The organism is Nocardioides sp. GY 10127, from assembly GCF_004919085.1.
Taxonomy (GTDB): Bacteria; Actinomycetota; Actinomycetes; order Propionibacteriales; family Nocardioidaceae; genus Nocardioides.
Genome location: NZ_STGL01000005.1, coordinates 67,868 through 83,082, shown reverse-complemented (window position 1 = coordinate 83,082; position 15,215 = coordinate 67,868). Strand labels below are relative to the sequence as shown.

Sequence of the window (15,215 nt, the reverse complement as noted above, 5' to 3'; positions counted from 1 at the left end):
GCCGGGGCCGACGGTCAGGGGGTCGGGGCCGCGGTCGTCAGCGGCCCTCGTCCCGCTCCCGATCCCGCTCGCTCTCGTGGTCGAGGGCGATCGCGACGCCGGTGGACAGGTCCACGACCCCGCCGCTGACCCCACCGCCGACCCCGTCGTCCCACGGGGACGTGTCGGCCGGGCGGGGCACCGGGCCGAGGCCGTCCTCCACGACCACCGAGAACCAGCCGTCCGGGCAGCCCAGCGCGTAGTACTGCTCGTGCAGCCGCACGGGCGCCCCGACCGTGAGGAACCGCGACAGCCGGCGGTGGTGCCAGACCCGCGGCGTGGCGAGGCTGTCCAGGTAGGCCAGGGACACCCAGAAGCCGTCGACGCCGGTGACGACGGCGTCGCGCCAGCCCCAGGGGTGCTGGCCGAGGCGCTTGGCGTGGATGAAGTGGATCAGGTGGCCCGAGTCGTAGAAGCCGCACTCCCGGCCCCGGCAGCGGTGGTCGACGGACATGAGGTGCCTCCTCGGGCACGGCCCGCGGCGCGCCGCGGTGCTCGGCTTGGTCACGGCCGGTCGGCCGCGCCCAGGTCTTCTCCGGAAGGCACCGTGTCGAGCGACGCGGTTGCCGATCGGCCACGTCCGGAGGCGTGCGGCCGATGCTCGTGACCTGTCACCGACGGTAGGCCAGGGGTCCGACAGCGGCCAGGGGACGGGCCCCGCGAGGGGCGGCCGCGTCCGACGTCACGCCCCGCGGAGCCCGCTCGGCTGGTAGGACTGCCCGGGAGGGAACGGCCGGCAGGCCGGCGTCCGCCTACCCGGGAGAAGCGATGAGCGACGAGCAGTTCTGGCAGCAGGCGGGCGACCACCTGATCCGTTACGGCACGCGGTGGACGCCGCGGATCATCGAGCGCGGCGCCGGCTCCTACGTGCACGACAGCGAGGGCCGCGCGATCCTCGACTTCACCTCCGGGCAGATGAGCGCGGTGCTCGGGCACGCGCACCCGGACGTCGCCCGTGCCGTGTCCGAGGCGGTGAGCACCCTCGACCACCTCTACTCCGGCATGCTGAGCCGCCCGGTCGTGGACCTCGCCGCCCGCCTCGCGGCGACCATGCCGGAGGCGCTGAGCCGCACCATGCTGCTGACCACCGGCGCGGAGGCCAACGAGGCCGCGCTCAAGCTCGCCAAGCTGGTGACGGGCCGCTACGAGGTCGTCTCGTTCGACCGCTCGTGGCACGGGATGACCTCGGGTGCGGCCGGGGCGACCTACTCGGCGGGGCGCGCGGGCTACGGCCCGCCGATCCCGGGCAACCTCACGCTGGCGACCCCGAACGCCTACCGCTCGCCGTTCCGGCACCCCGACGGCAGCTACGACTGGCGCTCCGAGCTCGAGTACGGCTTCGCGCTCATCGACCAGGCCTCCGCCGGCAGCCTCGCCGCCTGCATCGTGGAGCCGATCCTCTCCTCGGGCGGCATCATCGAGATGCCGGTGGGCTACCTCGCCCGCCTGCGCGAGCTGTGCGACGAGCGCGGGATGCTGCTCGTCCTCGACGAGGCCCAGACCGGTCTCGGCCGCACCGGCACGATGTACGCCTTCGAGCGAGACGGCGTCGTGCCCGACATCCTCACGCTGTCCAAGACCCTGGGCGGCGGGCTGCCCGTCGCGACGGTCACCACCAGCGCGGAGATCGAGGAGCGGGCCCACGAGCGCGGCTTCCTCTTCTTCACCACGCACGTCTCGGACCCGCTCGCGGCCTCCGTCGCCCTCACCGTCCTCGGGGTCGTGCAGCGCGACGGGCTCGTCGAGCGGGCCGGCGTCCTCGGCAAGCAGCTCACCGGCCGCCTCCTCGCGCTGCAGGAGAAGCACGAGGTGGTGGGGGACGTCCGAGGCCGCGGGCTCCTGCAGGGCATCGAGCTCGTGCTCGACCGCGAGACCAAGGAGCCCGCCGACACCCTCGGTCAGGAGGTCACCCGCGCCTGCCTCGACCGCGGCCTGCACCTCAACATCGTCCAGATGCCCGGCATGGGCGGGATCTTCCGGCTCGCCCCGCCGCTCACCGCCTCCGAGGCGGAGATCGACGCCGGGATCGACATCCTGGACGACGCGCTGACCGCCGTCCTCGCCGGGCACTGATCCCGCCCGCGGGCAAGGACGCTGGTCACTGCCGGGGCGGGAGCCGGGTGACTACGCTGGCACGATGATGCGCGGACGGATCGTGGTGCTGACCGGGGCGGGGATCTCCGCCGAGAGCGGCGTGCCGACGTTCCGCGATGCCGACGGGCTGTGGGAGGGCCATCGGGTCGAGGACGTGGCGACCCCCGAGGCCTACGAGCTCTCGCCGACCACGGTGCACCGCTTCTACGACGCGCGCCGCCGGGCACTGGCCGACGTCGAGCCCAACGCGGCGCACCTGGCCCTGGCGCGACTCGAGGAGCACCTGGGCGACGACCTGCTGGTGGTCACCCAGAACATCGACGACCTCCACGAGCGCGCCGGCTCGAGCCGCGTCCTCCACATGCACGGTGAGCTGCGCAAGGCCCTGTGCCGGGCCTGCGAGGGCCGCTTCGACTGGGACGGCGACCTGGGCGACTTCCCGGCCTGCCCGGGCTGTCACCACGCCGAGCTGCGCCCCGACGTGGTCTGGTTCGGCGAGATCCCCTACGACATGGAGACGATCATCGAGGCGCTCGCCGACGCGTCCGCCTTCGTCTCCATCGGTACCAGCGGCGCGGTCTACCCGGCCGCCGGGTTCGTGCAGCAGGCCCGCCGCTTCGGCGCGGACACCCTCGAGCTCAACCTGGTCCCCTCGGACGGCACGGCCTGGTTCGCCCAGGCGCGCCACGGCCGGGCGGGCGAGCTGGTGCCCGAGTGGGTCGACGAGGTGCTCGCCGGGCGGGGACTGCTGGCCCGCTGACCGTGCACTCGGCAGTGGGGCCCGGGTGGGCCCCACTGCCGAGTGCAGCGACGGTGGTGCCCCGCGGAGGCTCAGGCCGCGGCGATCCGGGCGCGCGCCAGGCCGACCAGGCGCTCGACGTCCGCCCCGAGCCCGAGCTGCGGCGCGAACCGGCCCAGGGTCGAGAGGAAGAGCTCGCCCGACGCCAGCAGGCGCACGTCCACGTGCCCGAACACCTCCAGCGCCACCACGCCGTAGAGCTGGGCCCACCCCTGCATCGCCACCCAGCCGAAGCCGCGCTCCTCCACCGGCAGGTGGTGCTGGGGTCCGGGGATCGCCGGGTCGAGGACGGCCTGGCGCACCACCTCGGGGAGGTCCTCGACGGCCGGCACGGGGAAGCGGTTCGCCCGCCACACGTCGTGCAGCATCGTGGTGAACAGCTCCGCGGAGGCGGCGGCGGTCAGCGGCTCGCCGGGCCGGCAGCCGGGCTCGGCCACCGGGTGTGCGAAGACCAGCGAGAACTCCCGCGGGGAGGTCATCGCCCACGTCCGGAACTCCGTGATCGCCAGGACGAGCCGGGCCGCCGGGTCGGAGGCGGGCACCGTCTCGGCGGCGGCCGCGAAGCGCCGGGTCGCGTCCTGGTCGATGCGCAGCGCCACGAGGTCGACGAGCTCGGAGTAGGAGGCGACGTAGCGGTACAGCGCCGGCGCCGTCATGCCCATCCGCTGGGCGACGGCGCGCAGCGAGAGGTCCTCGCCCTCGCGCAGCAGGCCCAGGGCGCTCTCGACGATCTCCGCGTACGTGGCCTCGCGCTGGCGCTCCCGCCGAGTGGGCTCCGCGCCGGAGGCCGGGCGGGACGCGGGGCTGGACACGGGCTGCTCCTGGTGGGTGCTGCGGACGGGAAACGCGTTGACGAGCGGAGTTTACACCGTTTACCGTGAACGCCGTTCACTCGTGTGATTGTCCATCACTGATGCTGTCTCAGGAACCATTCTGGGGACCGTCCAGGCGACCATCCAGGCGACGGAGGAGGAACCGTGATCGAACGGTGGGGAGCACTCGTGGGCCGACGCCCCGGCCGCGTGCTGGGGGTCGGCCTCCTGCTCGTCGTCCTGGCCGCCGTGTACGGCGCCGGCGTCTTCGGCGGCCTGGTCAACGGTGGCTTCGAGGACCCGGACGCCGAGTCCTACCAGGCCCTCGCCGCCGAGACCGACGCGTTCGGCCACCGCAGCGTCGACGTGGTCGCGATCTACACCTCCGACGAGCTCACCGCCGACGAGGACGCCTTCGTCGAGCCCGTCCGCGAGGCGCTGGCCGGGCTGCCCGCGGGCTCGACGGCGAGCGTCGTGCCCTGGTGGGAGGACCCGTCGGGCTCCCTGGTCGGCGACGGCGGCCACGCCGCCCAGGTGCTCATCTCGCTCGGCGGCGAGAGCGACAGCGAACTGCTCGACAGCTACGACGAGATCTCCGGGCTCCTCGTGGCGGACGGCGACCAGGTCGAGACCCACCTGGCCGGCACCTTCGCCACCTACGACGACGTCAACCAGATCACCGCCGACGACCTCGCGCGAGCCGAGGCGATCTCCATGCCGGTCGTGCTCGTGCTGGCCCTGGTGATCTTCGGCAGCGTCGTCGCGGCCCTCATGCCGGTCACCGTGGGCCTCACCGCGGTCGTCGGCTCGCTGGCCCTGCTGCGGCTCGTCTCGCAGGTCGCGGACGTCTCGGTCTTCGCCGTCAACATCGTCTCCCTGCTGGGCATCGGCCTGGCCATCGACTACGCCCTCTTCGTCGTCAGCCGCTTCCGTGAGGAGCTGGCCACGGTCCCCGACCTCGGCCGCGGCCGGCCCGACCTCGTCGCCGCCGCCGTCCAGCGCACCCTCGCCACGGCCGGTCGCACCGTCCTCTTCTCCGGGCTCACGGTCGCGGCCTCGCTGGCCAGCCTGCTGGTCTTCCCGCAGTCGTTCATGCGGTCGATGGCCTACGGCGGCGTGGCCGCGGTGCTGGTCGCGATGGTCTCCTCCCTGACCCTCCTGCCCGCGATCCTCCGGCTGCTCGGGCACCGCGTGGAGGCGGGCCGGATGCCGTGGCGTCGGCGGGCGGGCGGGGCGCGGCCCCACGTCCTCGTCACGGACGCCGGCCGCTGGGCCGCCCTGGCGCGCGCCGTCATGCGCCGACCGGTGCTGGTGGCCGTCACGGTCGTCGTCGGCCTGCTGGTCGTGGCCAGCCCGTTCCTCGGCGCGTCCTTCGGCTCGATGGACTACCGCGTCCTGCCGCCCGACGCGCCCAGCCACCGGGCCGCCGTCATCCTCGCCGAGGACTTCGGCGGCGAGGTCTCCACCGCCTCGATCGTGCTCGAGGGCACCGAGGAGGCCGACGTGGCCGACTACGTGGAGCGCGCAGAGCAGGTCGAGGGCGTCACGTCGGTGGCGACGGTCGACAGCACCGCCGGCTCGGGGGACGGGACGGAGCCGGTCACCCTGCTCACCGCCACCTGGGAGGGCAACAGCCAGACCGAGGAGAGCCAGGACGTCGTGCGGGCGCTGCGCGAGGTCGAGCCGGCGTCCGGCACCGCGCTGGTGGGCGGGCTCACGGCGGCCACGGTGGACCTGGTGGCCTCGGTCGCGGCGAAGCTGCCGGTGATGGGGCTCATCGTCCTGGTCGTGATGTTCGTGCTGCTCTTCGGCGCGTTCGGCTCGTTCGTCCTGCCGGTGAAGGCGGTGGTGATGAACCTGTTCTCCATCACCGCCAGCTTCGGCGTGGTCACCTGGATCTTCGCTGACGGGCACCTCTCGGGGCTGCTCGGCTTCACGCCCCAGGGCTTCCTGGACGCCACCAACCCGATCCTCATGCTGGCGATCCTCTTCGGCCTCTCGATGGACTACGAGGTGTTCCTGCTCAGCCGGGTGCGCGAGGAGTGGGACGCGAGCGGTGACAACGACCGGGCGGTCGAGGTGGGCCTGCAGCGCACCGGGCAGATCATCACCAGCGCGGCCCTGCTGCTGGGGGTCGTGATCGGCGCGTTCAGCCTGTCCGACCTGGTCTTCATGAAGATGATCGGCCTGGGGATGCTGGTGGCGCTGCTGCTCGACGCGACCGTCGTCCGGGCCCTCCTGGTGCCCGCCACCATGAAGCTCCTGGGCCGGTGGAACTGGTGGGCGCCCGCGCCGCTCGCACGGTGGTGGGAGCGGCACGGGCTGCGCGGTCACTGAGCCCCGCGGCCGTCACGGCAGGACGACCACCCGGCCGCGGACCCCGCCGGCCGCGACCGTGCGCACCGCCTTGTCGGCCTCGGCCAGCGGCAGCGTGACGTGCACCCGGGTGTCGAGGCGGCCGGCGGCGGCCTCCTCGAGCGCGTGGGCGAGCGTGGCGTCGTCAGCGCTCGCCATCACGGCGGTCGTGCGCACGCCCCGCTCGCCGGCCGGGACCGCCAGCGGGATCACCCCGGCGTAGAGGCCGCCGTCGACCACGGCGGCCACGGCTGCCTCCGCCAGCACCGCGGTGTCGGCGACGGCATCGAAGGCGGGCGCCTCGGGCAGGGCGTCGACGAACGCCGCGCCGGCGGCCTCGACGTAGGCGCGGTCGGACGGCCGCGCCAGGCCGGTCACGGCCCAGCCGCGCGCCGCGGCCAGCCGCAGCGCGTGCCCGCCGACGGCCCCGGCCGCGCCGGTCACCAGGAGGGTCGCGCCGGGCGTCGGCTCGCCCAGCAGGTCGAGCAGCTGGGCGGCGGTGAGGGTGTTGAGGGGCAGGGTCGCCGCCTCGGTGAGGGCCAGGCCGTCGGGCACGCGGGCCACGTCGGAGGCCGCCAGGGTCACGTGCTCGGCGATCGTGCCGACCGGGTGGTCGACGCCGCCGTGCAGGCCGGCGACCCGGTCGCCCACGGCGAGGTCGGTGACTCCGGCGCCGACCGCGACGACGGTGCCCGCGACGTCCCACCCGATCCCGGTGTGCTCGGGCTGGGAGATCGCGCCGACGGAGTGCCAGAAGCCGGAGACGACGGCGACGTCGACGGGGTTGATCGTGGCCGCGGCGACCCGGACGACGACCTGGCCCTCGGCCGGCGCCGCGAGCGGGACGTCGACGACCTCGACGACGGCCTCCGGGCCCGGGGTGCGGACGACGGCGGCGCGGGTGGTGGTGGGGAGCTGGGTGTTCACGAGGACCTCCGAGGAGTGCGGTGGGGCGGCGGCCCTTGTGCTGCCGCCCTTCGTGCTCCACTCTGGAGGGGCTGCTCCCCTTTGGTAAGTAGGCACCTGAAAGTGCGTTACCCGCCGAGTCGTGCGGCCGAGTCGCCCGTCCGTCCCGACCAGGAGGCCCCCGTGCCCACCCTCACCGCCGCCCAGCGCCGCGAGCTGGAGAAGATCGAGTTCGACGCCTTCATGGCCGAGTGCAAGAGCCGTGAGCTGCTCGAGACGCTGTCGAGCAAGTGGGTGGCCCTCATCCTCAGCGCCCTGCGCGAGAAGGGGGCCCTGCGCTACAACGAGCTCGCCCGGACCATCGCGGGCGCGAGCCAGAAGATGCTCACCCAGACGCTCCGCGGGCTCGAGCGCGACGGGATGGTCACCCGCACGGTCGAGCCCACCGTCCCCGTGAGCGTCACCTACGGCCTCACGCCGCTGGGGGCGTCGCTGGCGGAGCTGGTGTCGTCGGTCAAGACGTGGGCGGAGTCCAACATGGTGGACGTGATCGCCGCGCGCGCGGAGTACGACGATCGGGCCTGAGCCCGCCGACGAACGCGCCGACGAACGCGGCTCAGCCCCGACGCCGACTCAGCCCCGGCGCCGCCGCAGGAACCCGAGCAGCCCGAAGGCCAGGACGCCGGCGGCGCACACCGCCGCCGCCACGGACAGCTCGTGCCACAGGCTGTCGAGCAGCGCGTCCCAGGTCGGCTCGAGGAACTGCGAGCTGCCGACGGTCTGCTCGACGAGGTCGAGGACCTGGGGCCTGGCCGTGACGAGGGCCAGCGCGAGCAGCCCGGTCGTGAGCAGGCCGAGGAACGACCCGACCAGCAGCGCGCGCAGTCGCTTGGGCGTGATCACCACCGCGGCCACGACCAGCGCGGCCATGAGCCACGGCAGCCACCGGTCGAAGAACGCCAGGACGGCGTACGCGTGCCGGGCCCGGACCAGCTGGTCGGGCTGGGCGATCTCGATGACGACGGTGGGGGTCGTGCTCGTCGCCGACGCCGGCAGGAGCCCCTTCATCTCCAGCCGGGAGATCACCTCCTCGACCACCGGGGTCAGGTCGATCTCGACCGGGGAGTCGTCGTGGTCGGAGGTGAGGGCGGCCGCGAGGCTGGTGTGGGCGCTGCGGTTGGCCGCCGTCCACAGCCCCGGGAACGCGTCGGAGGCGACGGCCTTGTCGGCCATCGCCTGCACCGCCTTGTCCACCAGGGGCACGGACAGCGCCGGCACCCGGTCCTCGATCTGCTGCTGCAGCGCGGCCGCGACCCGGTCGGCCACCGCGGCCTGCACCTCCGGCTGCTCGCCCAGGGGCGCCACCGCCTCGACGTAGGCGTCGGGATCGGTGACGAGGGACTCGGTCCACGACGCCACCAGCCACACCGGCAGCAGCAGCGCCGCGATCAGCAGGAGGAGCGCGGACGAGACGCGGCGCGGGAGGCTCAGCACCCGGCCATCCTGGCAGGTGCGGGGCCGTCCCGGGGGCGGGCGCGGCGGACCCTCAGGAACCCGTCAGCCGCCGGGTGCCTCAGCCGAGCCGGAGCAGCGCCCCGGCGTGGGGGGCCAGGGCGAGCAGGCCGCCCGAGACGGTGACGTCGCCGTCGGCCGGGTCGCCCGTGCGCGCGAGCACTGCGGCCCCCTCGGGCACGGGGACCGAGGCGGAGGAGTCGGCCAGGTTGAGCACCAGCCGCAGCGGGGAGCCGCCGGCGGACGACGTCCGGTCGAGCGTGAACAGCCGCGCCGCCTCGTCCGCGTGCGCCCGCGTGGACCCGAACGCGGGGTCGGTGAGCGCGGGCTCGGTCCGCCGCAGCGAGCCCAGCAGCCGGTAGAGGTCCAGGAGCCGCGCGTGGTGCCCGGAGGTGGACTCGGGCCAGTCCAGCTTCGACCGCGTGAAGGTCTCGGGGTCCTGCGGGTCGGGGACGAGGGACGGGTCCCAGCCCATCTCCGCGAACTCGGCGATCCGGCCCTCCGCGGTGGCCTTCCCGAGCTCGGGCTCGGTGTGGGAGGTGAAGAACTGGAACGGCGTGCTCGCGCCCCACTCCTCGCCCTGGAAGAGCATCGGGGTGAACGGGCCGGTCAGCGTGAGCAGCGCCGCGCAGCCGAGCTGGTGCTCGTCGAGGTGCGCGGTGAGCCGGTCGCCGACGGCGCGGTTGCCGATCTGGTCGTGGTTCTGGCTGCACACCACCAGCCGCCACGTGGGCAGGTGCGCGGTGTCGACCGGGACGCCGTGGTCGCGGCCCCGGAAGGACGAGTACGTGCCGTCGTGGAAGAACCCGCGCTCGCACACCTTCGCCAGGGCCGAGAGCGGCTCGAAGTCGGCGTAGTAGCCGCTCGTCTCGCCGGTCAGGGCGACGTGCACGGCGTGGTGGAAGTCGTCGCTCCACTGGGCGTCCAGGCCGTAGCCGCCCGCCTCGCGCGGGGTGACCAGTCGCGGGTCGTTGAGGTCGGACTCGGCGATCAGCGTGAGCGGCCGCCCGAGCGAGGCGGAGAGCGCGGCGGTCTCGATCGCCATCTCCTCCAGCAGGTGCCGGTGCGCGGAGTCCCGCAGCGCGTGCACGGCGTCCAGCCGCAGCGCGTCGACGTGGTACTCGGTGAACCAGGTCCGGACGTTGTCGAGGATGTAGCGGCGCACCTCGGCGCTGCCGTCCTCGTCGAGGTTGAGCAGGTCGCCCCACGTGTTCCGGCCGGTCTTGAGGTAGCCGCCGAACAGCGGGAGGTAGTTCCCGGACGGGCCGAGGTGGTTGTAGACGACGTCCTGGACGACGCCCAGGCCGCGGGCGTGGCAGGCGTCCACGAAGCGCCGGTAGGCGTCGGGCCCGCCGTAGTTCTCGGTGACCGCGAACCAGCCGACCCCGTCGTAGCCCCAGTTGTGGGTGCCGCCGAACGCGTTGACCGGCAGCGGCTCGACGAGGTCCACGCCGAGGCCGACGAGGTGGTCGAGCCGCTCGATCGCGGAGTCCAGGGTGCCCTCGGGCGTGAACGTGCCGACGTGCAGCTCGTAGATCACCGAGCCCGCGAGCTGTCGGCCGGTCCAGGCGGAGTCGCCCCACGCGTACGGCGCGCCGGCCTCCACGCGCGAGAGCCCGTGGACGCCGTGCGGCTGCCGCGGCGAGCGGGGGTCGGGCCGCGGGGTCTCGTCGCCGTCGAGCAGGTACCCGTAGTCGACGGCGCCCTCGAGGGGCACGGGCGCGGTCGGCGTCCACCAGCCGTCCTCGCCCCGCGTCATGGGCACGGTCGACCCGTCGCCGAGCCGCAGCGCCACGGAGTCGGGCCGCGGCGCCCACACGTCGAACGGCCCGCGGCCGGGCTTGGTCAGCGGGGTGTCCATCAGGACTCCTTCACGAGCAGCGCGACGGGGTGGGTGGCGAGCAGGTCGGCCAGCAGGCCGTCCGTGCCGTGGCGGGTGAGGGCGTCGTGCCAGGCGCCCTCGGGCAGCACGAGCCGGGTGTCGCCCCAGCCGCCGCGGCGGGCGAGCCCGCCGGGGAGCCGGGTGACCACCGTGACGACGCCACCGCGGTCGAAGGCCAGCACGTGCTCGGCGGCCTCGCCGGTCACCTCGACCGGCGTGTAGGAGGTGAAGGCCTCCGGGCGGTCGCGTCGCAGGTGCAGCGCGGTGGTGACGACGTGCAGCTTGTCGGCCGCGTCGTCGCCGGCCTCGCCCGCGAGCACGGCGGCACGGTGGGCGAAGTCGACCGGACGCCGGTTGTCGGGGTCGACCAGCGACTGCTCCAGCAGCTCCGAGCCCTGGTAGACGTCGGGCACGCCGGGCATGGTGAGCGCCAGCAGCTTCGCGGCCAGGGTGTTGCTCCAGGCGGGGGCGAGGACGGCCGCGAGCAGCTCGTCGAGCACCGTCCGCACGGCGGGGGAGTCGAAGGCCGCGTCCACCGCAGCGTGCACCGCGGCCTCGTAGGCCTCGTCCGGCGCCGTCCACGTCGTCCGGTCCCCGGCCTCGCGCATGGCCTTCATCGCGTAGGCGTGCAGCCGCTCGCGCAGGACGTCGTCCGGGTCGCTGCCCCACGCGCCGAGCACGGCCTGCCAGAGCAGCCCGCCGAAGACCGGGTCGGGCAGGGGCACGGCCTCGAGCAGCCGCCCGAGCGCGGACGCCCACAGCATCGGCACCTCCGCCAGGGCGGTGATCCGCGCCCGGACGTCCTCGCCGCGCTTGGTGTCGTGGGTCGACAGCGTGGTCATCGCCAGGGGCCACTGCTCCTGCCGCTGCGCCATCGCCGCGTGCCAGCCCGCGACGTCCAGGGAGAAGACCGACGGGTCGCCGCCCACCTCGGTGAGCGAGGTGAGCCGCGGGTAGCGGTAGAACGCGCAGTCCTCCACGCCCTTCGCCATCACCATGCCGGACGTCTGCTGGAACCGCCGGGTCGCGGCCAGCGCGGGGTCGTGCAGCCAGGGCTCGAGGACGTCGAACGTCTCCGCCAGGTCGGGGCGGTGGGCCCGCGCGGCGGCGAACGCGGCGTCCAGGTGCTCGACGCCGGTGAGGTCCGGCTCCTCGGGGGAGGGGCCCAGCGCCAGGTAGGACCGGTAGACCGGGAAGCAGGTGAGCAGCTCGCTCACGGCGTCGGCGCAGCGGTAGGGGGAGAGCGTGGGCAGGAAGCGCCGGAGCTCGCGGACGAGGCGGTTGACCTCGCTGTGCAGGATGCCGTCGGCCACCTCGCGCTTGAGGTCGTGGACCATGGCGTGGAAGTCCGCGGCCTCGCCGTCGGGCAGGCCCCGCAGCTGGGCGTCGAGGGCGCAGAGCGGGCCCTCGCCCGCGGGGTCCACGAGCACCCGCTCCACGAGGGCGAGCGCGTCGTAGCCGGTGGTGCCCTCGGTGGCCCAGGTGGTCGGCATCTCCTCGCCCGGCTCGAGGATCTTCTCCACCAGCACGTAGGCGCCGCCGGTGAGGGCGGCCAGGTCGTCGAGGTACTTCCGGGGGTCGCGCAGGCCGTCGGGGTGGTCGACCCGCAGGCCGTCCACCAGGCCCTCGCGGAACCAGCGGGCGATCTCCACGTGGGTCTCGGCGAAGACGTCCGGCTCCTCCACCCGCACGGCGGCGAGGGTGTTCACCGCGAAGAAGCGGCGGTAGTTGAGGGCGTCGTCGGCCCGGTGCCAGTCGACCAGCTCGTAGTGCTGCCGGTCGTGGACGGCGCTCGGGTCGTCGTCGGGGCCGCTCGCCGTGCCGGGGGCTACGGGGAAAGCGTGGTCCCAGTAGTGCAGCTCGAGGCCGCGGTCGGTCTCCACCAGGCTCAGGTGCGCGACCGACCCGTCGGCGCGCACGTCGTCCGTGCCCACCACCGGCAGCTGGAGGCGCTGGCCCGCGGCGTCCCAGTCCACGTCGAAGGCGTGGGCGTGCGGGGCGTCGCGGCCGAGCATGAGGACCTCCCACCACCACGGGTCCTCCGACGGCGTCGCCACGCCCACGTGGTTGGGCACGATGTCGACCAGCACGCCCATGCCGAGCTCGCGGGCCCGGGCGGAGAGCGCGGCCAGCCCGGCCTCGCCGCCCCGCTCGGGGTCGAGGTGGTCGTGGGCCACCACGTCGTAGCCGTGCGTGGAGCCGGGCTCCGCGGCCAGGATCGGGGAGAGGTAGACCCAGTCCACGCCCAGGTCGTGGAGGTAGCCCAGCCGGTCGGCGGCCGCGAAGAGGTCGTCCTCGGCCGTGATCTGCAGCCGGTAGGTCGAGGTCGGGGCGGACGTCGGCCGGCGGGTCACTCGTCCGCCCCCGCGTCGTCGGGGGAGGCCCCGTCCGCCCCGTCCGCCCCGTCCGCCTCGTCCGGTGCCCCGTCCGCGCGCTCGGCCTGGGCGACCTCGGCCTCCGCGTGCTCGGCGAGGGCCGCGATGGAGGCGTCGACGGAGTGGTCGACCTCGACCGGCGGGGCCGTCCACTCCTGGAGGACGAGCAGGCTGCGCGCCGGCAGCACCAGCCCGTCCTCGCACCGGATGACGTCGTTCTCGTCGGTGGAGGAGGAGGTGTCGAGCGCGACCTGCCAGCGGGCCGAGAACTCCTCGGGGGGCAGCGTCACCGCGACGTCCTCGTGCCAGGCGTTGAAGTAGAGGAGGAAGTGGTCGTCGGTGATGGTCTGGCCGCGGGCGTCCTTGCCGGCGATGCCGTGGCCGTTGAGGTACATGCCGACGGTGTGCGACTCCTTCCAGTCCCACTCCTCCATCGGGCGGCCCTCGGCGTGCAGCCAGACGATGTCGTTGAGCCGGTCCTCGCCCTCCGGGCCGGTGCGGACCTCGGTGCCGGTGAAGAAGCGCTTGCGGTGGAAGGTCGGGTGCTCCATCCGCAGCCGGGCGACGGCGGCGGTGAACTCCACGAGCGGCCGGTCCAGGTCCTCCCAGTGCATCCAGGAGATCTCGGAGTCCTGCGCGTAGGTGTTGTTGTTGCCGCCCTGGGTGCGACCGCCCTCGTCACCGTGCAGCAGCATCGGCACGCCCTGGCTCAGCAGGAGGGTGGCGAGGTGGTTGCGCTGGGCGCGGGCGCGCAGCCGCAGCACGTCTGCGTCGTCCGTGGGCCCCTCGACGCCGTGGTTCCAGGACCGGTTGTGGCTCTCGCCGTCGTTGTTGTCCTCGCCGTTGGCCGCGTTGTGCTTCTCGTTGTAGGAGACGAGGTCGCGCAGGGTGAAGCCGTCGTGGGCGGTGACGAAGTTGATGGAGGCGAACGGACGCCGGCCGGAGTGCTCGTACAGGTCGGAGGACCCGGCCAGCCGGCTGGCGAAGTCGCCGAGCACCGGCTCACCGCGCCAGAAGTCGCGCACCGTGTCGCGGTACTTGCCGTTCCACTCCGACCACTGCGGCGGGAACCCGCCGACCTGGTAGCCGCCGGGGCCGACGTCCCACGGCTCGGCGATGAGCTTCACCTGGCTCACCACCGGGTCCTGCTGCACGAGCTCGAAGAAGGTGGCGAGGCGGTCGACCTCGTAGAACTCGCGGGCCAGGGTGGAGGCGAGGTCGAAGCGGAACCCGTCGACGTGCATCTCGGTGACCCAGTAGCGCAGCGAGTCCATGATCAGCTGGAGCGAGTGCGGGTGCCGGACGTTGAGGCTGTTGCCGGTGCCCGTGTAGTCCATGTAGTACCGCTGGTCGTCCTCGACCATCCGGTAGTACGCCTGGTTGTCGATGCCCTTGAAGGACAGCGTCGGGCCCAGGTGGTTGCCCTCGGCCGTGTGGTTGTAGACGACGTCCAGGACGACCTCGATGCCCGCCTCGTGCAGGGCCTTGACCATGCCCTTGAACTCCTGGACCTGCTGGCCGCGGTAGCGCTCGTCGCGGGCCCAGTAGGAGTAGTCCGCGTGCGGGGCGAAGAACCCGAGGGTGTTGTAGCCCCAGTAGTTGCGCAGCCCCTTCTCCAGGAGCGTGGAGTCCTGGATGAACTGGTGGACCGGCATGAGCTCGACGGCGGTGACCCCGAGCTTGACCAGGTGCTCGATCACGGCGGGGTGGGCGATGCCCGCGTAGGTGCCCCGCAGCTCCTCGGGGACGTCCGGGTGGAGCATGGTGAGACCCTTGACGTGCGCCTCGTAGACCAGCGACTCGTTGTAGGGCCGGTTCGGGCGCCGGTCGCCCTCCCAGTCGAAGAAGGGGTTGATGACGACCCCGAGCGTCATGTGCGCCGCGGAGTCGCCGTCGTTGCGGGAGTCCTCGTCGCCGAAGTGGTAGCCGAAGAGGCTCTCGTCCCAGTCGATCTCGCGGTAGGTGGCCTTCGCGTACGGGTCGAGCAGCAGCTTGTTCGGGTTGCACCGCAGACCCTGTGCCGGGTCCCAGGGGCCGTGGACGCGGTAGCCGTAGCGCTGCCCGGGCTGGACGGCGGGCAGGTAGCAGTGCCACACGTGCGCGTCGATCTCCGTGAGCTCGACGCGGGTCTCGACCAGGGCGCCGTCGTCGCCGTCCCCGTCGTCGAACAGGCACAGCTCGACGCGTTCGGCGACCTCGCTGAAGAGGGCGAAGTTCGTGCCGGTGCCGTCGAACGTGGCCCCCAGCGGATAGGCGTTGCCCGGCCAGATCTCCATCTGCTCCCCTCCTCGACGCCACCGCGGTGGGCCCGCGGTGGTTCCTCGCCGGGGTGGTACCCCGCCACCGCGCACTCAAGCAGGGGCGGCGGGCGGCGCACATCACCTTGCACCGCGGGGGGACTCACCCGTCGGTGCGTCCGGGCGTTGGTGGGGCCCCTGTCG

11 protein-coding genes and 1 riboswitch are annotated in these 15,215 nt (G+C 73.6%); of the genes, 4 read left to right on the top strand and 7 right to left on the bottom strand.

The genetic code is table 11. The annotated features are described in order from the left end of the window. Positions 1–37 precede the first annotated feature (37 nt). The gene (locus E8D37_RS07640) at positions 38–493 is read right to left on the bottom strand and encodes a hypothetical protein (protein ID WP_136569192.1); all 456 of its coding nucleotides are present in this window, start codon (positions 491–493) and stop codon (positions 38–40) included. A gap of 37 nt (positions 494–530) precedes the next feature. Then, positions 531–648: riboswitch (SAM riboswitch) on the bottom strand. 159 nt (positions 649–807) lie between these two features. Here E8D37_RS07640 and E8D37_RS07635 point away from each other — a divergent pair. After that, positions 808–2,112: an aspartate aminotransferase family protein gene (locus E8D37_RS07635; protein ID WP_136569191.1), complete on the top strand. Its 1,305-nt coding sequence runs from the start codon at positions 808–810 to the stop codon at positions 2,110–2,112. A gap of 64 nt (positions 2,113–2,176) precedes the next feature. Next, positions 2,177–2,893 (top strand): NAD-dependent deacylase, encoded by a 717-nt coding sequence (locus E8D37_RS07630; RefSeq protein ID WP_136569190.1) that lies wholly within the window; start codon positions 2,177–2,179, stop codon positions 2,891–2,893. Positions 2,894–2,964: 71 nt separating this feature from the next. Here E8D37_RS07630 and E8D37_RS07625 read toward each other — a convergent pair whose 3' ends face one another. Further along, positions 2,965–3,744 carry a WHG domain-containing protein gene (locus tag E8D37_RS07625; RefSeq protein WP_136569189.1) on the bottom strand — a complete coding sequence of 260 codons (780 nt, stop codon included), beginning with the start codon at positions 3,742–3,744 and terminating at the stop codon, positions 2,965–2,967. A gap of 165 nt (positions 3,745–3,909) precedes the next feature. On the opposite strand from E8D37_RS07625, the gene E8D37_RS07620 reads away from it, so the two are divergent. After that, on the top strand, positions 3,910–6,081 hold the full coding sequence (locus tag E8D37_RS07620; protein ID WP_136569188.1) for an MMPL family transporter: 2,172 nt from the start codon (positions 3,910–3,912) through the stop codon (positions 6,079–6,081). Positions 6,082–6,093: 12 nt separating this feature from the next. Here E8D37_RS07620 and E8D37_RS07615 read toward each other — a convergent pair whose 3' ends face one another. Further along, positions 6,094–7,026: a zinc-binding dehydrogenase gene (locus E8D37_RS07615; protein ID WP_136569187.1), complete on the bottom strand. Its 933-nt coding sequence runs from the start codon at positions 7,024–7,026 to the stop codon at positions 6,094–6,096. Positions 7,027–7,188: 162 nt separating this feature from the next. Between E8D37_RS07615 and E8D37_RS07610 the strand changes: the two genes are divergently transcribed. Further along, on the top strand, positions 7,189–7,590 hold the full coding sequence (locus E8D37_RS07610) for a helix-turn-helix domain-containing protein (protein WP_136569186.1): 402 nt from the start codon (positions 7,189–7,191) through the stop codon (positions 7,588–7,590). Positions 7,591–7,638: 48 nt separating this feature from the next. Here the strand turns inward: E8D37_RS07610 and E8D37_RS07605 are convergent, their stop codons facing one another. The 4 genes from E8D37_RS07605 to glgX form a co-directional block, all read right to left on the bottom strand. After that, positions 7,639–8,499 (bottom strand): hypothetical protein, encoded by an 861-nt coding sequence (locus E8D37_RS07605; RefSeq protein ID WP_136569185.1) that lies wholly within the window; start codon positions 8,497–8,499, stop codon positions 7,639–7,641. 79 nt (positions 8,500–8,578) lie between these two features. Then, entirely contained in the window at positions 8,579–10,378 is a 1,800-nt protein-coding gene (gene treZ / locus E8D37_RS07600) for a malto-oligosyltrehalose trehalohydrolase (protein WP_136569184.1), read from the bottom strand. Then, on the bottom strand, positions 10,378–12,753 hold the full coding sequence (treY, locus tag E8D37_RS07595) for a malto-oligosyltrehalose synthase (RefSeq protein WP_136569183.1): 2,376 nt from the start codon (positions 12,751–12,753) through the stop codon (positions 10,378–10,380). Before treY ends, treZ begins: the two co-directional genes overlap by 1 nt. Continuing rightward, entirely contained in the window at positions 12,750–15,050 is a 2,301-nt protein-coding gene (gene glgX / locus E8D37_RS07590; RefSeq protein WP_136569182.1) for a glycogen debranching protein GlgX, read from the bottom strand. The genes treY and glgX overlap by 4 nt, the downstream gene beginning before the upstream one ends. Between the last annotated feature and the right edge of the window lie 165 nt (positions 15,051–15,215).